Source organism: Dyella marensis (assembly GCF_900112865.1).
GTDB classification, from domain to species: Bacteria; Pseudomonadota; Gammaproteobacteria; order Xanthomonadales; family Rhodanobacteraceae; genus Dyella_D; species Dyella_D marensis_A.
In genome coordinates this window covers 87,542-108,383 of sequence record NZ_FONH01000015.1, presented here as the reverse complement: position 1 = coordinate 108,383, position 20,842 = coordinate 87,542, and the positions used below count along the sequence as shown (strand labels likewise).

The following is a 20,842-nucleotide window of genomic DNA, read 5'->3' as shown; positions in this document are numbered from 1 at the left end:
TCAGGTGCCTACGAAGCCTGGGTGCCATACAACACTCCTCACGCCTTGGCGCTTATAGTGTGTTGCAACGACCGGCTGAAATCGCAGTCGAAAGCGGAGCTTCCGGAGCTGCATCTTATCGAGGCTCGGAGAAGTACTGCCATAAGTTCGATCTGGCTTGGGTTGCAAAGAGGAGCCCGCCACAAGTGTTGAAAATTGAGCGGCAAAACACGGCGCCAGGCGAGTGCAGCCGGGAGATTGTTGAAAAATAAGCAGCCTAAATCACTGAAATAAAAGTACAAGCGCACTGACTGTTAATCAGGGGGCGTTGGTTCGAGTCCGACATCGGGCGCCATATACCGCAAGGGCCGCGAGCGATCGCGGCCCTTTGCTTTTGTCTGCTATCCGGGCTCTTATCTATTGTCGGTGGGCCGAACCCGTTCCGGCCTGGCCCGGTAGAGCTTGTTCGCGGCTGCTTATCGTTGCTGCTTCAACGAGCCACAGGTGCATGCTGCGCCATCAGCTCCACCATCCAATCGATGAAAACGCGAAGCTTTGCGCTTACATGCCGGTTGGGCGCGAACGCCAGATAGAGCGGCATCGGGTCCATGTGCCAGGCGCCGAACAGTGGCACCAGGTCGCCTCTGGCCACGGACTCCTTGGCCATGTAGCGAGGCAGCCACAGCACGCCAAGCCCGACGAGACCGGCTTCGAGATATGCATTGCCATCGTCGACGGACAAGACGCAACGTCCCTGGACTCGTACGGCTTCGCCGCCTTTGCGCATGACATAGGGAAGGGCCTTGCCGCTGCGCGACCACAGGTAGCCAACGACGCGGTGGTGTGTGTCTTCCAGCTCGCGCGGATGTGAGGGCTCGCCCGCGCGCTCGAGGTAACTCGGCGCGGCGTACACACCCAGTGGCAGATCTCCGATATGCCGCGCCTTCAGGGACAGGGAGGTGAGTTCGCCGCCGCGCACGACGCAATCGACGTTCTCGCCGATGATATCGACCATGCGATCGCTCACGCCCAAGTCCAGCCGCAGGTCGGGATAGCGCGCATGAAAAGCAGGAAGGGCCGGCACAAGAATCATGCGGGCCAGCGGACTGGGCACGTCCACCCGCAACCTGCCCCTTGGTAGTGCCGATGCCTTGGAAAGGCTGCTCTCGGCATCTTCCAGATCGGCCAGCAGCCGGATCGCGCGTTCGTAATACGCGACGCCATCGGCGGTGGCGTTGACCTTGCGCGTGGTCCGGTTGAGGAGCTTCACGCGCAGTCTGGCCTCCAGCTGTTGCACCAGCTGGGTCACGCTGGTCTTGCTCAAGTCCAGGGTCTGCGCCGCCCTGGTGAAGCTGCCGGTCTCCACGACACGGACGAACGCCTGCATCGCATCGAATCGGTCCATGGCTGCTCCACGCGGCGAGGAATTGTTTGGATTCTACAAACAGTGCCGACGGGAATGCCCGGTTTATCGTGGCCGCGCGGCTGCCTAGAGTGCGCCTCATCGTTTCGATCATTGATGGAGATGGATCCATGGCAACACGCGACGTCGTTTTTCCCTCCGGCCGTCGAGCGCTTTATGAGCGCAACCGCTACTCCCCGGCTGTTCGCTCGAACGGCTTCCTGTTCGTTTCGGGGCAGGTCGGGAGCCGCGACGACGGTACGCCCGAGCCGGACCTGGAGCGGCAGGTCGAGCTGGCGTTCGAGCATCTGAATGAGGTGCTGGCGGCGGCCGGATGCACGTTCGAGGACGTGATCGACGTAACCGTCTATCTGGTCGATCCTGCATCGACATTTGAGAAGGTCTGGGGCGTCGTGCCGGCGTATTGGGGTAGTGCGCCTTACCCGGCGCTGACGGCGGTCGGTGTGACCTGGCTTTATGGGTTCCAGTTCGAAATCAAGGCGATAGCGAAATTGCCTGCTGGTTAGGGTCCGCTTGAGCAGGAGTTGTCTTCCGCGAGGCCCTGCAGCAAGGCGGGACCTCGTGCTTTGCGCATGCCCGCCATCGCTGCGCGCCGCGCCTTACCCGCTTCCGCATAGACGCAATTCCGCCGGCGTGCCCTTATCGCCGCGTACACGGCCGGCGTTTGAGACTTTCACGCTCAGCGCGCGGCTGTCGTCGCCGCGGTGGCAGATCAGCAAGGTGACATTGCTGCCACCGGCCGAGCCGTCGGGCTGGAACTGCACGCTGCGGCGCCCCTGCGCGCTGCGGATGCGCAGTTGCCTGGACGGATTGCTGCGGCGAAGGCCGGGCGCGCCCTCGAGCTGGCCGGATCGCTCGCCGCGCAGGCCGACCAGCCAGTCGCCGCCCCAGTCGGCCTCGTCGCTGCAATGCGCACCATCGCGCGTAGGGCAGGCGAGCGCGACCCGGCCGGCCTGGACCGCGAGCGTGCGGGCGTGGTTGAGCACGGCGATCAGCTCGGTCTGCGCCTGGCGCAGTTCGCCGCTCGCCGCCAGGCGACGCAGCGAGGGCAGGCCGATGCAGGCGAGCACGGCCGCGATGGCGACGACCAGGATCTGCTCGACCAGGGTCGTGCCCCGCGGCGGGATGCGGCATGTCGGGCGGTTCGGCACGCAAGGCTCTCCAGATGAACCGCCACCATGCTAGACAGGCCGCCGCCTCGCGCCTGCCGGTCTTTCACGCGCATTCCTGTAAGAGCCTGCTGACACAGCCTGTCAGCAGGGGCGATTTAAAATGCTGCGACGCGACCGCATGTGACTGCCATGACCGACCGTTTCGAACTCGTCTCTCCCTACCAGCCCGCCGGCGACCAGCCCCAGGCCATCGAGCGCCTGGTCAAAGGCTTCGATGCCGGCCTGGCCTCGCAGACCCTGCTCGGCGTCACCGGCTCGGGCAAGACCTTCACCATCGCCAACGTGATCCAGCAGGTACAGCGGCCGACCATCGTGATGGCGCACAACAAGACGCTGGCCGCGCAGTTGTACGGTGAGTTCAAGGAGTTCTTCCCGCACAACGCGGTGGAGTACTTCGTCAGCTACTACGACTACTACCAGCCCGAGGCCTACGTGGTCGCGTCCGATACCTTCATCGAGAAGGACGCCTCGATCAACGAGCATATCGAGCAGATGCGCCTGGCCGCGACCAAGGCGCTGCTGTCGCGCAAGGACTCGCTGATCGTGGCCACGGTGTCGGCGATCTACGGTCTGGGCGATCCGGAGGATTATCTCTCGCTGCGCCTGATCCTGGCGCGCGGCGAGCGCATCGAGCAGCGCGCGCTGATCCGCCAGCTCACCGAGCTGCAGTACACCCGCAACGAGCTGGAACTGCGCCGCGGCACCTACCGCGTGCGCGGCGAGATCATCGATGTGTTCCCGGCCGAATCGGAAACCGAGGCGCTGCGCATCGAACTGTTCGACGGCGAGGTGGAAAACCTCTCGCTGTTCGACCCGCTCACCGGCGAGACCATCCGCAAGGTGCCGCGCTACACGGTGTACCCGCGCACGCACTACGCCAGCACGCGCGAGAGCGTGCTCAACGCGATCGAGACCATCAAGGTCGAGCTGAAGGATCGCCTGGAATATCTGTACAAGGAGAACAAGCTGGTCGAGGCGCAGCGCCTGGACCAGCGCACGCGCTTCGACCTGGAGATGATGGCCGAGGTGGGCTATTGCCAGGGCATCGAGAACTACTCGCGCCATCTCACGCGGCGCGGTGCCGGCGAGCCGCCGCCGACGCTGTTCGACTACCTGCCGGCGGATGCGCTGCTGGTGGTCGACGAATCGCACGTGACCATCCCGCAGCTCGGCGCCATGTACAAGGGCGACCGCTCGCGCAAGGAAAACCTGGTGGAGTACGGCTTCCGCCTGCCGTCGGCGATGGACAACCGTCCGTTGCGTTTCGAGGAATGGGAGCGCCGCGCGCCGCGCACCATCTATGTGTCGGCGACGCCGGGCAAGTACGAGATGGGAAAATCCGACGACTCGGTGGTCGAGCTGGTGGTGCGCCCGACCGGCCTGATCGATCCCGAGGTGGAGGTGCGCCCGGTGCGCACCCAGGTCGACGACCTGCTCGGCCAGATCCGCGATCGCGTGGCGATGGGCGACCGCGTGCTGGTCACCACGCTGACCAAGCGCATGGCCGAGAACCTCACCGAATACCTGAGCGAGCACAACATCAAGGTGCGCTACCTGCATTCGGATATCGAGACGGTGGAGCGCGTGGAAATCATCCGCGACCTGCGCCTGGGCGAGTTCGACGTGCTGGTGGGCATCAACCTGCTGCGCGAAGGCCTGGACATGCCCGAGGTCTCGCTGGTGGCGATCCTGGACGCCGACAAGGAAGGCTTCCTGCGCTCCACCGGCTCGCTGATCCAGACCATCGGCCGCGCCGCGCGCAATGTGCGCGGCAAGGCCATTCTCTACGCCGACAACATCACCCGCTCGATGCAGGCGGCGATGGACGAGACGGCGCGCCGCCGCGAGAAGCAAGTGGCCTACAACGAGGAGCACGGCATCGTCCCGCAGTCGGTGGTGCGCCGCATCGCCGACATCATGGAGGGCGCGCGCAGCGCGGTGCCGACCCGCGGGCGCGGCGGCAGGGGCGCGAAGGCCGCGGCGGTGGCGGAGCAGGGGGCGGACTACAAGGCGCTCAGCCCCGACCAGGCCAGCGCCATGATCAAGAAGCTCGAGGCCCAGATGTACAAGCACGCCGAGAACCTGGAATTCGAGGACGCGGCCCGCCTGCGCGATCAGATCCACCAGCTGCGCGAGAAGGCCCTGCGCTGAACCGGCGGCGGGCAGTTGTGGCTGCCGGGTGGCTCGTGTATGCTACGCGGCTCGCGCCGTCCTGCGGCGCGACTTCGGGCGGTTAGCTCAGCGGTAGAGCACTTCCTTGACATGGAAGGGGTCACAAGTTCGATCCTTGTACCGCCCACCATTTACCGACAGAAACGGCGCGATCTTCAGATCGCGCCGTTTCTGCTTATGGCGGCGGGCCAGCCGCCCCATCGGCGCTCCCTGCTCAAGAAGCATTGAGATTGCTTGATCGCCGCGGTGCGCGCGGCCTTGCCTACGCACCGCGCGCAGCTTCATTCACATTCGTTTGAGATTACCCGCGGGCTCCCGAGCCCGCCCGGACAATGCGCGGCCTTCCCAGCCACGACCTCTGTCCCCGGAATCTCTCATGAAGATCGAACTGTCCAGTCCGATGCTCCAGGCCATGCTCGGCACCCGCGCGGGCATGGTTCCCGGCGTGGCGGAACAGGCTGAGGCCTCGGCCGGCCCCGGTTTCGCGCAGACCATGAAGTCCGCGATCGACCAGGTCGATGCGCAACAGCATGCCGCCAGCGACAAGACCGCTGCCGTCGAAAGCGGCCAGAGCGACGACCTGATCGGCGCCATGCTCAGCAGCCAGGAAGCCGGCCTGTCGTTCTCGATGATGATGCAGGTGCGCAACAAGCTGATGAGCGCCTTCGACGACATCATCAAGATGCAGGTCTGACGGGTGCGCTGAGCCATGCTTGCGAAACTCAAAACGACCGCTGCAGGTCTGGGCCAGTCCCTCAAATTCCCCTCGCCGGCCGCGCTGACGAAACTGCTGCCCCTGGTGGTGCTGGCTATCGGCCTCACCGCGCTGACCATGATGTTCATGTGGCGCAGCGAGGCCGGCTACAAGCCGCTGTTCGGCGCGCAGGAAAACGTTGCCGCTGCCGACACCATGGCCGCGCTCGACGCGGAAAAGATCCCCTAGCCGTCGGCGTGGTTGGTGGTGGTGGACATCTCACCGGCATACATGGTGCAGTCGGCGTAGTCGATATCGAGCGCCATGGGCAGGGCGCCGTCAGGCGTGCCCAGGTCCAGGGTGACGTTCTCGGTCGGCGCGGTCATGTTGCCGTCGGGGCCGAAGCTCATGTCCGTAGGCGTGCCGACTTCCGTGCCGTCCATGGCGTAGTGCACCTGCATGCTGTTGCCTTCGCCTTTCACGAAGTACTGGGTGACCGTGTGTTCGCGGCCGAGCGAATCGTAGACGCGGCTGACCTGCATGCCGTTATAGGACGACGGGTCATCGGCGCTGAACGGCGTCGTGGCCGGCTGCTCCCAGTCGGCCGACATGTTGGCGGCGAAGGTGAGTTCGGAACTTTGCTCGGCGCCGCTGCCGCCGCTGGGCACGACAATGTCGTCGATGTTACCGTCGCCATCCTCACCGTAGCCCTGCACGTGGCGGCCGAACGCATCCACCAGCAGCCCGTCCTTGTTCACGTTGAACATGCCCACGCGCGAATAGCTCATCGCGCCGTCCTCGCCGCGGCTGACGAAGAAGCCGCGGCCCTGGATCGCGGCGTCCAGGCCGCGCCCGGTGGACAGCAGGTTGCCGCCGATATCCATCGATTGCGAAGTGGAGCCGATGTACACGCCCTGCGGCGCGCCTTGCATGTACGACGAGGCGAAATTGGCGCGGCCCGACTTGAAGCCGAACGTGCCGCTGTTGGCGATGTTGTTGCTGATCTGGTTGAGCTGGCCGTTGACGGCCTGGATGCCGGACAGGGCGATATTGAGGCTCATGGCGGTTCCTTAAGAAAGAAAGGGGACGTGGCTGTCGGGACGGCCGAGGAAGCGCGAGATGTCGGCGGCGGTGACGTCGCCGACGCCGGCTACGCTCAGCACTACCTGGCCGTCCGCGCCCAGCCGGACGCTCTGCAGTTCGCCCTGGATTTCGGTGCGCACGGTTTCCCCGGTATTGGTATCCACGCGCATGCTGTAGTTGCCGGGTGGCAGGCCGAGTTTTTCGGGGTCGATGTCGAAATCGACTTCGCCGGCTTCCTGCGGGCCCAGGTCGATCGGATGTTCCACGCCATCGGGGCCGGTCAATACCAGCTTGGTATCGCTGGCGCTGTCGTTCAGCACGAAGCCGCCCTTGACGGGCTGATCGCCAAGCGCTACCGAGTCGGTGGCGACCATCACCTGCGAGCCGACCTGCGAGCCGAGCGTGACCACCAGCATGCTTTCCTGCATCGCCGCGGCGGCCGCATTGATGCTGGCCATCGACTGCATCGCTTCGACCTGGCTGAGCTGGGCGAACTGGGTGACGAACTGGCCTGCTTCCATGGGCGCCAGCGGATCCTGGTTCTGGATCTGCGCCGCCAGCAAGGTGGTGAACATGTCGGAGATGGACGAGTTGCCGTTGTTGCCGCCAGCGGCGCCGGGATCGGCTGCGCTGTTCTGGTTGGCCGGCGCGGTGGCGTTGCGATGGAGCGATTTGTCGATCAGCATGGTCAGCCTTGCCCCATCTTCAGCAGTTCCTGTTGCAGGCCGTTCACGCGGGCCATCACTTCGAGATTGGTCGAGAACGCGCGCGAAGCGGACATCATGTCGGTCATTTCCTCGACCGGGTTGACGTTCGAGTCGTAGACCATGCCCTGCTCGTCGGCCATCGGATGATCGGGTTCGTAGCGGGCATTCAGCGGCTCGTTGCTGCTGACGACATCCAGCACCTGTACGCGCGCGCCACTGCCCTGGAACACGGATTGGAATACCGGTTTGCGCGCGCGATAGGCGCTGCTCTCGGTGCCGGTGGTTTCCGCATTGGCGAGGTTGCTGGCCACGGTATTCAGGCGCACGGTCTGCGCGCTCATGGCGGAGCCGGCGATCTGGGCGATGCTTTTGAAAGTCACGGTCAGCTGTTCCCGTTGATGGCTGCCGAAAGACCTTTCAGTTTCATATTGAGAAAGGTCAGGCTGGTCTGGAAATCGATGGCGTTCTGCGCGAACTCGGCCTGTTCGGCGGCGAGATCCACGGTGTTGCCGTCCTGCGAGGCGCTGCCGGGCACGCGGTACTTGAGCCGGTCCGAAGCAAACTCCAACGCTTGCGCATCACCCTGCGCGGCCTCGCGCAGGCTCGCGCGGAAATCGATGTCGTGCGCCAGGTAACCCGGCGTGCTTTCGTTGGCGAGATTGGATGCGATCACTTCGGCGCGCTCCGCGCGGAGCTTCAGTGCGGCCGGATGCACGCCAAGCGCTTGTTCAAGACTCAATCCCATCGCGGGCCCCTCGGTGTCGAATACGAAGGCGGCGATGGTAGGAGCGGCTCCATCGCCGCTTGAGAAATCTAAAGACACCTTGAGCGGCGCGTGCGCATGGGCGCACGCATAATGCGTCGCCGCGTTGGCGCGGCAGGATGGAGATGAATGGATGGTTGTCTGGTATCTACGGCGCGGCGTGCTGTTGGCTTTGCCGCTGCTGGTTCCGCTGCATGTGCGCGCCGGCGAAGTCGATGGCGTGGTGGCGAATGCCGCGCGCAGCTGGTTGGTCGATTGGGTCCGGCAGAAGGCGTGGCCGGATCCGCGCATCGATGTGGTGGTGCTTGCGCAGCGCCGTCCGGCACCGCAATGCGGGCAGTCGCTGCAGATCGTGCCGATCGATGTTTCGCAACCGGCGAAATTGCGCTTTTCCGCGCGTTGCCCGGATGGAACGGCGCAAACCTATACGGTGCGCGCAGCGGTGCATACCAAGGCGCTCGCCGTATCCATGGCGCAGCCAGCCGGCGAGCCGATCGGCAAGGGCGATCTGCAGCTTGCGGATGTCGACCTGGCGCTCATGCCGGATGCCACGCTCGACCCCGGCGAGATCGCCGGCCGTGTCAGCCAGCGGCCGCTGCGTGCGGGGCAGGTGGTGCAGGTGCGTTTCCTGAAAGCTGCGGCCGGTGTGCGCCGCGGCCAGCTGGTCGAGATCGTGTCGCGCCAGCAGCAGTTCCGGATCAGCGCGCAGGGCACGGCGATGGAGCGGGGCGAAGGCGGCGCGCTGGTGCGCGTGCGCAACGGAGCGAGCGGAAAGCTGATTACGGCCCGGGTGATGGGGCCGGGCGTGGTGGAGCCGGCCGGAGCCGGCGCACCGGCAGCCGGCGATTGAGGTGCGCGGCGTGTGGCCGCAAGCACTGACGATGCGGCGTGGATCGACGTACCATCGCGCGGTTCGCCGCCGCCGACTGGAACGACCATGACCTACCTGTGGATCAAGAGCCTGCACCTGCTGTTCGTGATGGCCTGGGTGGCCTCGATCTTCTATCTGCCGCGGATCCTGGTGAACATCGCCGAGGCCGGCAGCGAGCCGGCGACCAAGGCGCGGCTGGAACTGATGGGGACGCGCCTGTACCGCTTCGGCCACAACATGTTCGGCATGGCGCTGCTGTTCGGCGCCACGCTGTGGCAGGGCTGGCGCTTGTTCCCGGGCACGCTGCCGAACTTCGGCCAGGCCGAATGGCTGTACGCCAAGCTCACCCTGGTGGTGCTGCTGCTGGTCTATTACGTGTGGACCGGCCGGCTGGTGAAGCGCAGCGCCAGGGGCGGTGCGCTGCCCAGCGCGAAGACACTGCGCCTGATGAACGAGCTGCCGGTGTTCGTGTTGCTCGGCATCATCTTCCTGGTGATCGCCAAGCCGTTCTGAGCGGAGTCATGGCGCCTGTTGGGGTTCGCTGCGCTCACCCCAACCTACGCCGGTTGTTTCAGGGCAGGTGGTGATATTCGCGGTACCACGCGACGAAGCGCCGCACGCCTTCCTCGATCGAGGTGTTCGGCGCGTAGCCGACGTCGCGGCGCAGCGCGGAGACATCGGCCCAGGTGTCCGGCACATCGCCCGGCTGCATCGGCAGCAGGCGCTTTTCCACGCTGCGGCCGAGGTTCTGCTCCATCAGCTCGATGAAGCGCAGCAGCTGCACCGGCTGGTCGTTGCCGATGTTGTAGACGCGGTACGGCGCCTGCGAGCTGCCCGGGTTCGGCTGCTCGACGTCATGGGACGGATCGGGCTGGGCGACGTGGTCCAGCGTGCGGATCACGCCTTCGACGATGTCGTCGATATAAGTGAAGTCGCGGCTGTGGTTGCCGAAGTTGAACACGTCGATCGGCTCGCCGCGGCTGATGCGGTCGGCGAACAGCATCGGCGACATGTCCGGGCGGCCCCAGGGGCCATACACCGTGAAAAAACGCAGGCCGGTGGTCGGCAGGCCGAACAGGTGGCTGTAGGTATGCGCCATCAGCTCGTTGGCCTTCTTGCTGGCGGCGTAGAGGCTGACCGGGTGGTCGACCGGGTCTTCCACCGAGAACGGCAATTTGCGGTTGGCGCCGTAGACCGAGCTGGACGAGGCGTAGACCAGGTGCTCCACCGCGTGATGCCGGCAGGCTTCCAGGATGTGGGTGAAGCCGACCAGGTTGCTGCGCACGTAGGACTGCGGGTTCTTCAGCGAATAGCGCACGCCGGCCTGGGCGGCCAGGTTGGCCACGCGCTGGGGCTGGAAGCTGGCGAAAGCCTGTTCGACTGCCTCGCCGTCGGCCAGGTCGGCACGCTGGTGCGTGTAGCGAGGGTGGCCTGCGAAACGGGCCAGGCGGGCTTCCTTCAGCGCCGGGTCGTAGTAGTCGTTGTGGTTGTCGATGCCATGGACCTCGTCGCCGCGGACGAGCAGGCGCTCGGCGAGGGCGGAGCCGACGAAGCCGGCGGTGCCGGTGACCAGGATGCGCATGGGGCTGTACTCGGAATGGATGCGGCGAATTCTATCGGCAGCGGCGTTTCGGACACCTGCCGAATTGACGCCGGAGCGGCGCTAAAGTAGCGTTCTCTACTTCCTATCGATCGGAACCAAGGTGGCCCGCGTCCAAAGCGCCGGCCGAGCGTGCGACATGACGACTACCAAGCGCCAACGCTGATTCCGCCACGCCTTGTGATTCCACAAAAAGGCGCTGGGCGCCTTTTTTGTTACCCAGAGCATCATTCCCCATGATCCAGATCACGCTACCCGACGGCAGCAAGCGCCCCTTCGACCATCCCGTCACGGTGCAGGACGTGGCCGCCTCCATCGGCGCCGGCCTGGCCAAGGCCACCCTGGCCGGCAAGGTGGACGGCAAGCTGGTCGACGCCAGCTATCCCATCGCGCAGGACGCCAGCCTCGAGATCGTCACCGAGAAGAGCCCCGAGGCGCTGGAGATCCTGCGCCACTCCACCGCGCACCTGCTGGCCCAGGCCGTGCAGCGCCTGTATCCCGGCGCGCAGGTCACCATCGGCCCGGTGATTGACAACGGCTTCTATTACGACTTCGCCTACGAGCGTCCCTTCACGCCGGACGACCTGGCCAGGATCGAAGAGGAAATGCACAAGATCGTGCAGGAAGCGCTGCCGGTGACGCGCAGCGTGAAGTCGCGCGACGACGCGGTGTCGTTTTTCCGCGGCATCGGCGAGGAGTACAAGGCCGAGATCATCGAAAGCATTCCGGCCAATGAAGAGCTCTCGCTGTACACGCAGGGCGAATTCACCGACCTATGCCGCGGCCCGCACGTGCCCAACACCGGCAAGCTGCGCGCTTTCAAGCTGATGAAGGTAGCCGGCGCGTATTGGCGCGGCGATTCCAACAACGCGATGCTGACGCGCGTGTACGGCACGGCCTGGCTCAACGACAAGGACCTCAAGGCCTACCTGCACCAGCTGGAAGAGGCCGAGAAGCGCGACCACCGCAAGATCGGCAAGGCGCTGGACCTGTTCCACCAGCAGGAAGAAGCGCCGGGCATGGTGTTCTGGCATCCGAACGGCTGGGCCATCTGGCAGGCGGTGGAGCAGTATGTGCGCGGCGTGTACCGCTCCAGCGGCTACCAGGAAGTGCGCGGCCCGCAGATCATGGACGTGAGCCTGTGGAAGAAGTCCGGCCACTGGGACAACTACCAGGAAAACATGTTCTTCACCGAGTCGGAGAAGCGCACCTACGCGCTCAAGCCGATGAACTGCCCCGGCCACGTGCAGATCTTCAACACCAGCCTGCACAGCTACCGCGACCTGCCGGTGCGCTACGGCGAGTTCGGCGGTTGCCACCGCAACGAGCCGTCCGGCGCGCTGCACGGGATCATGCGCGTGCGCGCCTTCACCCAGGATGACGGTCACATCTTCTGCACGGAAGAGCAGATCGAATCCGAGGTCACGGCCTTCCACCAGCAGGCGATGAAGGTGTACGGGGACTTCGGTTTCGAGGACATCGCGCTCAAGATCGCGCTGCGCCCGGACAAGCGCATCGGCAGCGACGCCGTGTGGGACCGCGCCGAGGACGCGCTGCGCGCGGCCCTGCGCTCGGCCGGGGTGGAATGGCAGGAGCTGCCGGGCGAGGGCGCCTTCTACGGCCCCAAGATCGAGTACCACATGAAGGACTCGATCGGCCGCGGCTGGCAGGTCGGCACCATGCAGGTGGATTTCATGATGCCCGAGCGCCTGGGCGCCGAGTACGTGGACGAGCACAGCCAGCGCCGCCATCCGGTGATGCTGCACCGGGCCATCGTGGGCTCGATGGAGCGCTTCATCGGCATCCTGATCGAGCACCACGCCGGGCACCTGCCGGCCTGGCTGGCCCCGGTCCAGGCCCAGGTCTTCAGCATCACCGACGCCCAGGCCGACTACGTGCGCGAGGTCACGCAAGCCCTTGTCGGCAAAGGTTTCAGAGTCAAGGCGGATTTGCGCAACGAAAAGGTCGGCTATAAAATCCGCGAACATACGTTGCAAAAGGTCCCGTACCTGCTCGTGGTCGGTGACCGTGAGAAGGAAGCTGGGGCCGTTTCCGTGCGTACCCGTGCCGGTGAAGACCTGGGCAGCATGCCGCTGGCCGCCTTCATCGAGCGCCTGGAGGCCGAAACGCGGCGCTGAGCGCCCGTCCGGCCAACTCGTTAATTCTTCTGGAGGATAGTGGTATCGCTACCACCGACAACAAGGGTAATCGCCGCAACCATGAGATCCGCGTCCCGCGCGTACGCGTGATCGGTGCGGATTCTGAACAGCTGGGCATCCTCACGCGCGACGAGGCCCTGCGCCTGGCCGAAGAAGCCGGGATGGACCTGGTCGAGATCCAGCCGAACGGCGATCCGCCGGTCTGCCGCATCATGGATTACGGCAAGTTCAAGTTCGAAGCCCAGAAGAAGGCCCAGGCGGCCAAGAAGAAGCAGAAGCAGGTCGAGATCAAGGAAGTGAAGTTCCGTCCGGTCACGGACGTGGGCGACTACCAGATCAAGCTGCGCAACATGCTTCGCTTCCTGGAAGAGGGCGACAAGGTCAAGGTCACCATCCGCTTCCGCGGCCGCGAGATGTCGCACCAGGATCTGGGCCAGAACCTGGCCAGGAAGATCCAGGAAGACGTCGGCGAGAACGGCGTGGTGGAGTCCTTCCCCCGCCTGGAAGGCCGCCAGATGGTCATGATGATCGGCCCGAAGAAGAAGTAATCCGGGCCGGTATCCCGCAATGGCGGCCCTTGGGCCGCCGTTGGCATTTCCGGGACCTGGCCGGGCCTGGAGCCCGCCGCACCGCACCACTGGCAAACCGCCCCCGATCCCCGTACAATCGCCGGTTCGACCCACCAGGACGGGTCGTGAACCGATCGTGGCAGGACGGAAAGCGCGGCTCCAGGGCCGCCGCCAGATCAGTCAGAAACCGAGATACGGAGCAACCCATGCCCAAGATCAAGACCAACCGGGCGGCGGCGAAGCGTTTTCGCAAGACCGCTTCCGGCAAGTTCAAGGCCGGTCACGCCTTCAAGTCGCACATCCTGACCAAGAAGTCGACCAAGCGTAAGCGCAACCTGCGCGCTACCAATCACGTCAAGGCCTGCGACACCAAGGGTGTTGCTCGCATGTTGCCGTACGTCTAAGGCGGAGGACTGAACCATGGCTCGTGTAAAGCGTGGCGTTACCGCCCGTCGTCGTCACAAGAAGATCATCGGCCGCGCGAAGGGCTACTACAACGCCCGTCGCAAGGTCTTCCGCGTAGCTAACCAGGCCGTCATCAAGGCCGGCCAGTACGCCTATATCGGCCGCAAGCAGAAGAAGCGCCAGTTCCGCGCCCTGTGGATCGTGCGTATCAATGCTGCCGCCCGTCAGTTCGGCCTGTCCTACAGCCGCCTGATCAATGGCCTGAGCAAGGCCGGCATCACCGTCGACCGCAAGGTCCTGGCGGACATCGCCGTGCACGACATCAAGGCTTTTGGCGCCATCGCTGAAAAGGCGAAGGCCAGCCTGGCCGCTTGATCGTCAAACACTGACGAAATGATGTGAATCAAGCGGGGAGAGGGCCTCAAGCCTTCTCCCCGTTTTTGTTTTGGGTCGGATGACTCGGGAATGGGGGATAGGGGCAGGGAATAGGAAGTGCAGAAGCAGCACCTCGCAGCTCGTGATTGACTGCTTTTCCTATTCTCAACTCCCTATTCCCGATTCCCTGCCAAAAACCACAGGAACCGCACCGATGGACGACCTGGACACCCGGGCCGCGCAAGCCCTGGCCGAGATCGCCGCAGCCGACACGCTCGATGCGCTCGACGCGCTGCGCGTCGGCCTGCTCGGCAAGAGCGGCATCGTCACCGCCGCGTTGAAGACGCTCGGTGCGCTCCCGCCGGAAGAGAAGAAGGCGCGCGGCGCCGAGGTCAACCGGATCAAGGAGCGTCTCGCCGACGCCCTGGCCGCGCGCAAGCAACTGCTGGAGCAGGCCGAGCTCGATCGCCGCCTGGCCTCCGAGAAGCTCGACATCACGCTGCCGGGCCGCGACGGCGAGCGCGGCGGCATCCATCCGATCACGCGGGCGCTGGAGCGCATCTCGGCGATCTTCGGCCGCCTGGGCTACCAGCGTGCCGATGGCCCGGAGATCGAGGACGACTGGCACAATTTCGAGGCGCTGAACTTCCCGCCGCACCATCCGGCGCGCGCCATGCACGACACCTTCTACTTCGGCGACGGGCGCCTGCTGCGCACGCATACCTCGCCGGTGCAGATCCGCTCGATGCAGGGCCGGCAGCCGCCGATCCGCATCATCGCGCCGGGCAAGGTCTATCGCAGCGATTCGGACCAGACCCATTCGCCGATGTTCCACCAGATCGAAGGCCTGCTGGTCGACGAGACCTCCAGTTTCGCCGACCTCAAGGGCACCCTGGCCGAATTCATCCGCGCCTTCTTCGAGCGCGATTTCGAGATGCGCTTCCGTCCCAGCTACTTCCCCTTCACCGAACCCTCGGCCGAAGTGGACATCCGCTGGGATGCGGAAGACGGCTCCACGCGCTGGCTGGAGGTGCTCGGCTGCGGCATGGTCCATCCGAACGTGCTGAAGAACTGCGGCATCGATCCGGAGCGCTACACCGGCTTCGCCTTCGGCCTGGGCGTGGAGCGTTTCGCCATGCTGCGCTACGGCGTGTCCGACCTGCGCGCGTTCTTCGAGAACGATCTGCGTTTCCTCAGGCAATTTGCCTGAGGAACGGGAATAGGGAATGGGGAATCGAGAATAGGAAGAGCTGGCTCTTTCGCGCTTCGAGTCCCGAGTCCAGCCCTCCCTGTTGCCATAACGCGCTTTTCCTATTCCCTATTCTCCATTCCCTATTCCCGGATCAAAACCCATGAAATTCTCCGAGAACTGGCTGCGCGAACTGGTCGACATCAAGGCCGACCGCGCCGCCCTGGCCCACGCGCTGACCATGGCCGGGCTGGAAGTGGAAGAGCTGACCCCGCTGGGTGAGCAGCTCGCCGGCGTGGTGGTGGCCGAGATCGTCGGCGCCGAGAAACACCCGGAAGCCGACCGCCTCCAGGTCTGCCGCGTCGACGCGGGGCAGGGCGAGCCGCTGCAGATCGTGTGCGGCGCGCCGAATGCCCGCGTCGGCATCAAGGTGCCGCTGGCCACCGTGGGCGCCGAGCTGCCTGGCGGCATCCAGATCAAGGCGGCCAGGCTGCGCGGGGTGGAATCGTCCGGCATGCTGTGCTCGGCCAAGGAGCTGGGCATCGATGCCGACGCCTCCGGCCTGCTCGAACTGCCGGCCGATGCGCCGGTCGGCCAGCCGCTGGCCGCCTACCTCGGCCTTCCCGACGCCAGCATCGAGCTGAAACTCACCCCGAATCGCCCGGACTGCCTGGGCCTGGTCGGCCTCGCCCATGACGTCGCCGCGCTGTTCGGCAGCCACGTGCGCATGCCCGCGCTGGCCGAAGCGCCGGTCGGCGTCGACGCGCGCCGCGGCATCCGCCTCGAAGCCGGCGCCGACGCGCCGCGCTACCTGGGCCGCATCATCGACGGCGTCGACCCGCAGGCGCGCACGCCGCTGTGGCTGGCCGAGCGCCTGCGCCGCGCCGGCCTGCGTCCGATCAGCGCGATCGTCGACGTCACCAACTACGTGATGCTGGAACTGGGCCAGCCGCTGCACGCCTTCGACGACGACCAGCTCGAAGGCGACATCGTGGTGCGCCATGCGCGCGCGGGCGAGACGCTGAAGCTGCTCGACGGTTCGCAGGCCAGGCTCGATCCCGGCTTCCTGGTGATCGCCGACGAGCACAAGGCGCTGGCCGTGGCCGGCGTGATGGGCGGCTACGACTCGCGCGTCACCGACGCCGCGCGCCGCATCTTCCTGGAATCCGCGCATTTCGCACCGGCGGCGATCATGGGCCGCGCGCGCAAGCTGGGCATGCATACCGATGCCTCGCACCGCTTCGAACGTGGCGTCGATCCGGAGCTGCCGCGCCGTGCCTTGGAGCGCGCGACGGAGCTGCTGCTGGCTATCGCCGGCGGCAAGGCCGGTCCCGTGCTGGCCGCCGAAAACCCGGCCGACCTGCCCAAGCCGGTGCCGGTGGTGCTGCGCCGCACGCGCCTGAAGCGCGTGCTCGGCCTGGAAGTCGCCGACGCGGAAGTGGCGCGCATCTTCGGCGCGCTCGGCATGCAGGTCGAATCGATCGCCGACGGCTGGCGCATCACCGCGCCGACCAGCCGCTTCGACATCGAGCGCGAAGAGGACCTGGTCGAGGAAGTGGCGCGCATCTACGGCTACGACCACGTGCCCACGCATACGCCCTCCGGCGCGCTGCGCCTGGCCACCGAGGCCGAGGCGCGGGTGCCCGAGCTGGCGCTGCGCGAGCAGCTCGCCTCGCGCGGCTACTACGAGGCGGTGAACCTGTCCTTCCTGTCGGCCGAGCTGCTGGCGCGCTGGGGTTTCGTCGACGCCCTGGTGCCGCTGGCCAATCCGCTGTCGGCCGACCTGGCGGTGATGCGTCCGTCGCTGCTGCCGGGCCTGATCGAGGCGCTGCGCCACAACCGCGCGCGCCAGCAGGAGCGCGTGCGGCTGTTCGAAGTGGCGCGGGTGTTCGCCGCCGGCGATCCGCCGGTGGAGACGCCCAGCCTGGCCATTGCCGCCTGCGGTTCCGCCCGCGCGGAACAATGGGGCGAGGCCAGCCGGCCGCTGGATTTCCATGACCTCAAGGGCGAGCTCGACGCGATCGTCGCCTGGGGCGGCGAGCCGCAGCGCTGGTCGGTGCATGCCGACGGCCTGCCGGGCTGGCTGCATCCGGGCCGCGGCGCGCGCGTCGCACGCGACGGCCACACCGTGGGCTACCTCGGCGCGCTGCACCCCCAACTGGCCAAGGCGCTGGACCTGGGGCCGGATGTGCACGTGCTGGAACTGGCCCTGGAACCGCTGCTCGCCCGTCGCCTGCCCAAGGCCACTGCCGTGCCGCGCTTCCCTTCGGTGCGCCGCGATATCGCGGTGGACCTGCCCGAGGAAGTGAGCTGGGCGCAGGTCGAGCAGACCGTCCGCACGGCCCTCGGCGGGCCGCTGATCGAGCTTCGGCTGTTCGACCGCTACGCCGGCAAAGGCGTCGAGACTGGCCGAAAGAGTCTCGCTATGGGCTTGATTTTGCAGGACGCTTCACGCACGCTTACTGACGACGACGCGGACCGCTTCGTGCGCGAAGCGATGGCTGCGTTGGAGACTTCATGCAAGGCAAGATGGCGAGGATGACATGGCGCTGACCAAGGCGGAGATGGCCGAGCGCCTCTTTCTCGAGGTGGGCCTCAACAAGCGCGAGGCGAAAGAATTCGTGGACGCCTATTTCGAGGTGGTCCGCGAGGCGCTGGAAAAGGGCGAGCAGGTGAAGCTGTCGGGTTTCGGCAACTTCGACCTGCGGCAGAAGAACCAGCGTCCAGGGCGTAACCCGAAGACCGGCGAGGAGATCCCGATCTCCGCCCGGCGCGTGGTGACGTTCCGGCCGGGGCAGAAACTCAAGGTGAGAGTGGAGAGCTATGCTGGACCAAGGGAATAACACCGAGCTCCCGGCCATCCCGGCCAAGCGCTACTTCACCATCGGTGAGGTCAGCGAGCTGTGCGGCGTGAAGCCCCATGTGCTGCGCTACTGGGAGCAGGAGTTTCCTGCGCTCAATCCGGTCAAGCGTCGCGGCAACCGCCGCTACTACCAGCGCCACGACGTGCTGATGATCCGGCAGATCCGCGCCCTGCTGTACGACGAAGGCTTCACCATCACCGGCGCCCGCGCCCGGCTGGAAGGCCCGCAGGCGCGCATGGAGTCGAGCATTTCGCACCAGATCGTGCGCCAGGTGCGCATGGAGCTGGAAGAAGTGCTGAGCCTGCTGCGCCGCTGAGCGGGCGGGCTTCCAAGCTTTCGCAAGTCCCGGCCTAGCTGCTAGACTTGCCCACTTGCCGTAGCGTCGGGGCGTAGCGCAGCCTGGTAGCGCATTTGCCTGGGGGGCAAAGGGTCGTCGGTTCGAATCCGGCCGCCCCGACCAATTACGGTGACATTCGAAAGGCGCCCTTGGGCGCCTTTTTAATTTGGTAAGCCGGCGCCCTTGGGCGCCTTTTTCTTTGACGTGGCATTACTCGTCCACGTACCGCGGTATCGGCCCCGGATGCGGCGTCTTGCGGTCCGAGAGATCGAACATCGCCTCGTCCACGTAGCACCAGCCCCAGCCCTCCGGCGGATCGTAGCCCTCGATGATGGGATGCCCCGTCGCGCGGTAATGCTTGGTGGCGTGCCGGTTGGGCGAGTCGTCGCAGCAGCCCACGTGGCCGCAGGTCCGGCAGATACGCAGGTGCACCCAGGGGCTGCCGGTCTTCAGGCATTCCTCGCAGCCGGCGGCGCTGGGGGTGACCTCGCGGATGCCGTCGAGATGGCTGCAGCTGGCTTTCATGGCGGTCTCCTTGCATCGGCCTGGCGCGCGAAGCGGCCATGCCATGGGCTTTCAGAGTTCTTCAAGGCTTTTTCAGATGCGTTTCAGGACTCGAACGCGTCGGCTGGCGAGGCTGTGGATATCCCCGCCATCGAGAGGCTACATGAAGACACTCGCTCCCATCGCCGCGCACGCCCCCGTAGGCTTCGGCGATCGCACCGTCTGCAAGCTGCGCAGGGTGCTGGACCGCTGGTTCTACTTCGGCATGGCCTGGCTGGTGCTGGCGGTGGTCGCCTACGGTTTCGGCCGCGGCCTGGGCGAAAGATTGCTGCATCGGGCGGAGCCGTTGCCGTGGATCCTGCATGTGCACGCCATGGTGTTTTCCGGCTGGGTGCTGCTGTTCCTGGCGCAGTCCGGATTGGTGCACCGGCATGCCGTGCGCCTGCATCGGCGGCTGGGCATGTTCGGCGCGGGCCTGGGCACGGTACTTCCCCTGCTGGGCGTAGCCACCGCGCTGGCGATGCGCCAGTGGCACGCGCGCCAGGGGGCGGTGCACGACACCTTCCTGGCGATCTCCTTCAACGACATGCTGACCTTCGCGGTGGCTTTCGGCCTGGCGCTGCGCTGGCGACGGCAGCCGGACGTCCATCGGCGCCTGATGCTGATCGCCACCTGCGCACTCACGGTGGCCGCCTTCGCACGCTTCCCGCGCGCGCTGGTGCCGGCCAATGCCTGGTATGCGTATGTGGATGGGCTGATCGGCCTAGGCCTGCTGCGCGACCTGATCGTGGAGGACCGCGTGCATCGGGTCTATGCGATCGGGCTGCCGTGCGTGGTGGCGGGGCAGGCGCTCGCGCTTTACCTGGCGTTCGCCGCACCCGCGGGGTGGCTGGCGCTGCTGCACGCCGCGCTGGACTAGGCCACCTTCAGCACGATCTTGCCTACATGCTCCCCGCTTTCCATCAGCCGGTGCGCATCGGCCGCACGCACCAGCGGAAACACCTCGTGCACCATCGGCAGGCAGCGTCCGGCGGCGAGTACCGGCCACACATGCGCGCGCAGGTCGTTGGCGATCTCGGCCTTCTCCGGGCCGCTGCGCGCGCGCATGGTCGAGCCGGTCACGGTGGCGCGCTTGAGCGCCAGCATCTGCAGGTCGACTTCGTCCGCGCGGGTGCCGCCGAGGAAGCCGATCACCACCAGTCGCCCGTCGCGCGCCAGCGCCGCCAGGTTCCGCTCGAAATAGGCGCCGCCCATGATGTCCAGGATCACGTCCACGCCGTGCCCGTCGGTCTTGGCCAGGATGGCCAGGGCGAAGTTCTCGTCGTGGTAGTTGATCGCCTCGGCGCCGAGATGGCGCACTACCGCGCACTTGCGTTCGCTGCCGGCGGTGGCGAAGGCGGCGATGCCGAATTCGCGGCACAGCATCAAGGCGGTGGTGCCGATGCCGCTGGTGCCGCCGTGGATCAGCACGCGCTCGCCCGGCACGGCGCGGCCGATGCGGAACAGGTTGGCCCACACGGTGAAGAAGGTTTCCGGAATCGCCGCGGCGTGGATCGAATCCACGCCATCGGGAATCGGCAGCGCCTGGCCTGCCGGCAGCGCGCAATATTCGGCATAGCCGCCGCCATTGGTCAGTCCGCACACGCGGTCGCCGACTGCGAAGCCCTCGGCATCGGCGCCCAGCGCGACGATCTCGCCGGCGATCTCCAGGCCCGGCGTCGGATGCGCGCCGGGCGGCATGGGATAGCGGCCCAGGCGCTGGATCACGTCGGGGCGGTTCACGCCCGCCGCCTGCACCCTCACCAGTATTTCGTCGCTTGCAGGTACCGGCAGCGGCACCGTGCGCGGCTGCAGCGCCTCGGGTGGACCGGGCGTATCGATCCCGATCTCGATCATCCGGTCCGGCAGGAGGATTTTGCTCATGGCGCGCGGATCATTCCTTTGCGTCCGCTTCGTTTACGCGGCGAGCGGTGAAG

At 66.1% G+C, this 20,842-nt stretch carries 24 protein-coding genes and 2 tRNA genes; 17 read left to right on the top strand and 9 right to left on the bottom strand.

What is annotated here, in order from left to right; genetic code table 11:
* Positions 1 to 469: 469 nt before the first annotated feature.
* The gene (locus BM172_RS16940; RefSeq protein ID WP_026635095.1) at positions 470 to 1,384 is read right to left on the bottom strand and encodes a LysR family transcriptional regulator; all 915 of its coding nucleotides are present in this window, start codon (positions 1,382 to 1,384) and stop codon (positions 470 to 472) included.
* 128 nt (positions 1,385 to 1,512) lie between these two features.
* Here BM172_RS16940 and BM172_RS16935 point away from each other — a divergent pair, with 128 nt between their 5' ends.
* A complete protein-coding gene (locus BM172_RS16935) occupies positions 1,513 to 1,908 on the top strand; it encodes a RidA family protein (RefSeq protein WP_026635096.1) in 396 nt (131 codons plus the stop codon).
* Between the two features lie 93 nt (positions 1,909 to 2,001).
* Here BM172_RS16935 and BM172_RS16930 read toward each other — a convergent pair whose 3' ends face one another.
* Positions 2,002 to 2,553, bottom strand: coding sequence for a GspH/FimT family pseudopilin (locus BM172_RS16930; RefSeq protein WP_231504190.1), 552 nt, complete (start codon positions 2,551 to 2,553; stop codon positions 2,002 to 2,004).
* A gap of 150 nt (positions 2,554 to 2,703) precedes the next feature.
* On the opposite strand from BM172_RS16930, the gene uvrB reads away from it, so the two are divergent.
* From uvrB to BM172_RS16910, 4 genes are all read left to right on the top strand, one after another.
* Positions 2,704 to 4,725: an excinuclease ABC subunit UvrB gene (uvrB, locus tag BM172_RS16925; protein ID WP_026635097.1), complete on the top strand. Its 2,022-nt coding sequence runs from the start codon at positions 2,704 to 2,706 to the stop codon at positions 4,723 to 4,725.
* 76 nt (positions 4,726 to 4,801) lie between these two features.
* A tRNA-Val gene (locus tag BM172_RS16920) sits at positions 4,802 to 4,876 on the top strand.
* Positions 4,877 to 5,122: 246 nt separating this feature from the next.
* Complete coding sequence (gene fliE, locus BM172_RS16915; RefSeq protein ID WP_026635098.1) at positions 5,123 to 5,440, top strand: flagellar hook-basal body complex protein FliE; 318 nt, start codon at positions 5,123 to 5,125, stop codon at positions 5,438 to 5,440.
* Positions 5,441 to 5,455: 15 nt separating this feature from the next.
* Positions 5,456 to 5,689 (top strand): hypothetical protein, encoded by a 234-nt coding sequence (locus tag BM172_RS16910; RefSeq protein WP_026635099.1) that lies wholly within the window; start codon positions 5,456 to 5,458, stop codon positions 5,687 to 5,689.
* Here the strand turns inward: BM172_RS16910 and BM172_RS16905 are convergent.
* From BM172_RS16905 to flgB, 4 genes are read right to left on the bottom strand one after another with little or no spacing between them, the layout of a single operon-like run.
* On the bottom strand, positions 5,686 to 6,501 hold the full coding sequence (locus BM172_RS16905) for a flagellar hook-basal body complex protein (protein ID WP_051548625.1): 816 nt from the start codon (positions 6,499 to 6,501) through the stop codon (positions 5,686 to 5,688). The two genes, BM172_RS16910 and BM172_RS16905, sit on opposite strands and share 4 nt — an antisense overlap.
* Before the next feature lie 9 nt (positions 6,502 to 6,510).
* Positions 6,511 to 7,209 carry a flagellar hook capping FlgD N-terminal domain-containing protein gene (locus BM172_RS16900; protein WP_035323287.1) on the bottom strand — a complete coding sequence of 233 codons (699 nt, stop codon included), beginning with the start codon at positions 7,207 to 7,209 and terminating at the stop codon, positions 6,511 to 6,513.
* 2 nt (positions 7,210 to 7,211) lie between these two features.
* A complete protein-coding gene (gene flgC, locus BM172_RS16895; protein ID WP_026635100.1) occupies positions 7,212 to 7,610 on the bottom strand; it encodes a flagellar basal body rod protein FlgC in 399 nt (132 codons plus the stop codon).
* 2 nt (positions 7,611 to 7,612) lie between these two features.
* Positions 7,613 to 8,053, bottom strand: a complete 441-nt coding sequence (flgB, locus tag BM172_RS16890; RefSeq protein WP_269320410.1) for a flagellar basal body rod protein FlgB — start codon at positions 8,051 to 8,053, stop codon at positions 7,613 to 7,615.
* Between the two features lie 46 nt (positions 8,054 to 8,099).
* On the opposite strand from flgB, the gene flgA reads away from it, so the two are divergent.
* Together flgA and BM172_RS16880 are read left to right on the top strand one after the other, a co-directional pair.
* The gene (flgA, locus tag BM172_RS16885) at positions 8,100 to 8,843 is read left to right on the top strand and encodes a flagellar basal body P-ring formation chaperone FlgA (protein ID WP_143096544.1); all 744 of its coding nucleotides are present in this window, start codon (positions 8,100 to 8,102) and stop codon (positions 8,841 to 8,843) included.
* 87 nt (positions 8,844 to 8,930) lie between these two features.
* Positions 8,931 to 9,377 (top strand): CopD family protein, encoded by a 447-nt coding sequence (locus BM172_RS16880; RefSeq protein WP_026635103.1) that lies wholly within the window; start codon positions 8,931 to 8,933, stop codon positions 9,375 to 9,377.
* Between the two features lie 58 nt (positions 9,378 to 9,435).
* On the opposite strand, the gene BM172_RS16875 is transcribed toward BM172_RS16880, so the two are convergent.
* The gene (locus BM172_RS16875) at positions 9,436 to 10,446 is read right to left on the bottom strand and encodes an NAD-dependent epimerase (protein ID WP_026635104.1); all 1,011 of its coding nucleotides are present in this window, start codon (positions 10,444 to 10,446) and stop codon (positions 9,436 to 9,438) included.
* A gap of 254 nt (positions 10,447 to 10,700) precedes the next feature.
* Between BM172_RS16875 and thrS the strand changes: the two genes are divergently transcribed.
* From thrS to BM172_RS16830, 9 genes are all read left to right on the top strand, one after another.
* Complete coding sequence (gene thrS / locus BM172_RS16870) at positions 10,701 to 12,602, top strand: threonine--tRNA ligase (RefSeq protein WP_026635105.1); 1,902 nt, start codon at positions 10,701 to 10,703, stop codon at positions 12,600 to 12,602.
* Positions 12,603 to 12,646: 44 nt separating this feature from the next.
* Positions 12,647 to 13,171 carry a translation initiation factor IF-3 gene (infC, locus tag BM172_RS16865; RefSeq protein WP_331279771.1) on the top strand — a complete coding sequence of 175 codons (525 nt, stop codon included), beginning with the start codon at positions 12,647 to 12,649 and terminating at the stop codon, positions 13,169 to 13,171.
* 227 nt (positions 13,172 to 13,398) lie between these two features.
* Positions 13,399 to 13,596, top strand: coding sequence for a 50S ribosomal protein L35 (gene rpmI / locus BM172_RS16860; protein WP_026635107.1), 198 nt, complete (start codon positions 13,399 to 13,401; stop codon positions 13,594 to 13,596).
* Positions 13,597 to 13,612: 16 nt separating this feature from the next.
* Positions 13,613 to 13,972, top strand: a complete 360-nt coding sequence (gene rplT, locus BM172_RS16855; protein WP_026635108.1) for a 50S ribosomal protein L20 — start codon at positions 13,613 to 13,615, stop codon at positions 13,970 to 13,972.
* Positions 13,973 to 14,186: 214 nt separating this feature from the next.
* Positions 14,187 to 15,182 carry a phenylalanine--tRNA ligase subunit alpha gene (pheS, locus tag BM172_RS16850; protein WP_026635109.1) on the top strand — a complete coding sequence of 332 codons (996 nt, stop codon included), beginning with the start codon at positions 14,187 to 14,189 and terminating at the stop codon, positions 15,180 to 15,182.
* Positions 15,183 to 15,324: 142 nt separating this feature from the next.
* Positions 15,325 to 17,703 carry a phenylalanine--tRNA ligase subunit beta gene (gene pheT, locus BM172_RS16845; protein WP_026635110.1) on the top strand — a complete coding sequence of 793 codons (2,379 nt, stop codon included), beginning with the start codon at positions 15,325 to 15,327 and terminating at the stop codon, positions 17,701 to 17,703.
* Position 17,704: 1 nt separating this feature from the next.
* On the top strand, positions 17,705 to 18,004 hold the full coding sequence (gene ihfA / locus BM172_RS16840; protein ID WP_026635111.1) for an integration host factor subunit alpha: 300 nt from the start codon (positions 17,705 to 17,707) through the stop codon (positions 18,002 to 18,004).
* Positions 17,985 to 18,341 (top strand): MerR family transcriptional regulator, encoded by a 357-nt coding sequence (locus tag BM172_RS16835; protein ID WP_026635112.1) that lies wholly within the window; start codon positions 17,985 to 17,987, stop codon positions 18,339 to 18,341. Before ihfA ends, BM172_RS16835 begins: the two co-directional genes overlap by 20 nt.
* A gap of 67 nt (positions 18,342 to 18,408) precedes the next feature.
* Positions 18,409 to 18,485 (top strand) — tRNA-Pro (locus BM172_RS16830).
* A gap of 87 nt (positions 18,486 to 18,572) precedes the next feature.
* On the opposite strand, the gene BM172_RS16825 is transcribed toward BM172_RS16830, so the two are convergent.
* A complete protein-coding gene (locus tag BM172_RS16825) occupies positions 18,573 to 18,887 on the bottom strand; it encodes a UBP-type zinc finger domain-containing protein (protein WP_026635113.1) in 315 nt (104 codons plus the stop codon).
* A gap of 142 nt (positions 18,888 to 19,029) precedes the next feature.
* On the opposite strand from BM172_RS16825, the gene BM172_RS16820 reads away from it, so the two are divergent.
* Entirely contained in the window at positions 19,030 to 19,785 is a 756-nt protein-coding gene (locus tag BM172_RS16820; RefSeq protein ID WP_051548627.1) for a hypothetical protein, read from the top strand.
* Here BM172_RS16820 and BM172_RS16815 read toward each other — a convergent pair.
* Positions 19,782 to 20,789, bottom strand: a complete 1,008-nt coding sequence (locus BM172_RS16815) for an NAD(P)H-quinone oxidoreductase (RefSeq protein ID WP_090423607.1) — start codon at positions 20,787 to 20,789, stop codon at positions 19,782 to 19,784. The genes BM172_RS16820 and BM172_RS16815 overlap by 4 nt on opposite strands.
* Positions 20,790 to 20,842 lie beyond the last annotated feature (53 nt).

What these genes read in the sequence shown, in the direction of transcription:
- BM172_RS16940 (WP_026635095.1), bottom strand. Translation starts at nt 1,384, where the DNA reads ATGGACCGATTCGATGCGATGCAGGCGTTCGTCCGTGTCGTGGAGACC.
- BM172_RS16935 (WP_026635096.1), top strand. Translation starts at nt 1,513, where the DNA reads ATGGCAACACGCGACGTCGTTTTTCCCTCCGGCCGTCGAGCGCTTTAT.
- uvrB (WP_026635097.1), top strand. Translation starts at nt 2,704, where the DNA reads ATGACCGACCGTTTCGAACTCGTCTCTCCCTACCAGCCCGCCGGCGAC.
- fliE (WP_026635098.1), top strand. Translation starts at nt 5,123, where the DNA reads ATGAAGATCGAACTGTCCAGTCCGATGCTCCAGGCCATGCTCGGCACC.
- BM172_RS16910 (WP_026635099.1), top strand. Translation starts at nt 5,456, where the DNA reads ATGCTTGCGAAACTCAAAACGACCGCTGCAGGTCTGGGCCAGTCCCTC.
- BM172_RS16905 (WP_051548625.1), bottom strand. Translation starts at nt 6,501, where the DNA reads ATGAGCCTCAATATCGCCCTGTCCGGCATCCAGGCCGTCAACGGCCAG.
- BM172_RS16900 (WP_035323287.1), bottom strand. Translation starts at nt 7,209, where the DNA reads ATGCTGATCGACAAATCGCTCCATCGCAACGCCACCGCGCCGGCCAAC.
- BM172_RS16880 (WP_026635103.1), top strand. Translation starts at nt 8,931, where the DNA reads ATGACCTACCTGTGGATCAAGAGCCTGCACCTGCTGTTCGTGATGGCC.
- BM172_RS16875 (WP_026635104.1), bottom strand. Translation starts at nt 10,446, where the DNA reads ATGCGCATCCTGGTCACCGGCACCGCCGGCTTCGTCGGCTCCGCCCTC.
- thrS (WP_026635105.1), top strand. Translation starts at nt 10,701, where the DNA reads ATGATCCAGATCACGCTACCCGACGGCAGCAAGCGCCCCTTCGACCAT.
- rpmI (WP_026635107.1), top strand. Translation starts at nt 13,399, where the DNA reads ATGCCCAAGATCAAGACCAACCGGGCGGCGGCGAAGCGTTTTCGCAAG.
- rplT (WP_026635108.1), top strand. Translation starts at nt 13,613, where the DNA reads ATGGCTCGTGTAAAGCGTGGCGTTACCGCCCGTCGTCGTCACAAGAAG.
- pheS (WP_026635109.1), top strand. Translation starts at nt 14,187, where the DNA reads ATGGACGACCTGGACACCCGGGCCGCGCAAGCCCTGGCCGAGATCGCC.
- pheT (WP_026635110.1), top strand. Translation starts at nt 15,325, where the DNA reads ATGAAATTCTCCGAGAACTGGCTGCGCGAACTGGTCGACATCAAGGCC.
- ihfA (WP_026635111.1), top strand. Translation starts at nt 17,705, where the DNA reads ATGGCGCTGACCAAGGCGGAGATGGCCGAGCGCCTCTTTCTCGAGGTG.
- BM172_RS16835 (WP_026635112.1), top strand. Translation starts at nt 17,985, where the DNA reads ATGCTGGACCAAGGGAATAACACCGAGCTCCCGGCCATCCCGGCCAAG.
- BM172_RS16825 (WP_026635113.1), bottom strand. Translation starts at nt 18,887, where the DNA reads ATGAAAGCCAGCTGCAGCCATCTCGACGGCATCCGCGAGGTCACCCCC.
- BM172_RS16820 (WP_051548627.1), top strand. Translation starts at nt 19,030, where the DNA reads ATGAAGACACTCGCTCCCATCGCCGCGCACGCCCCCGTAGGCTTCGGC.
- BM172_RS16815 (WP_090423607.1), bottom strand. Translation starts at nt 20,789, where the DNA reads ATGAGCAAAATCCTCCTGCCGGACCGGATGATCGAGATCGGGATCGAT.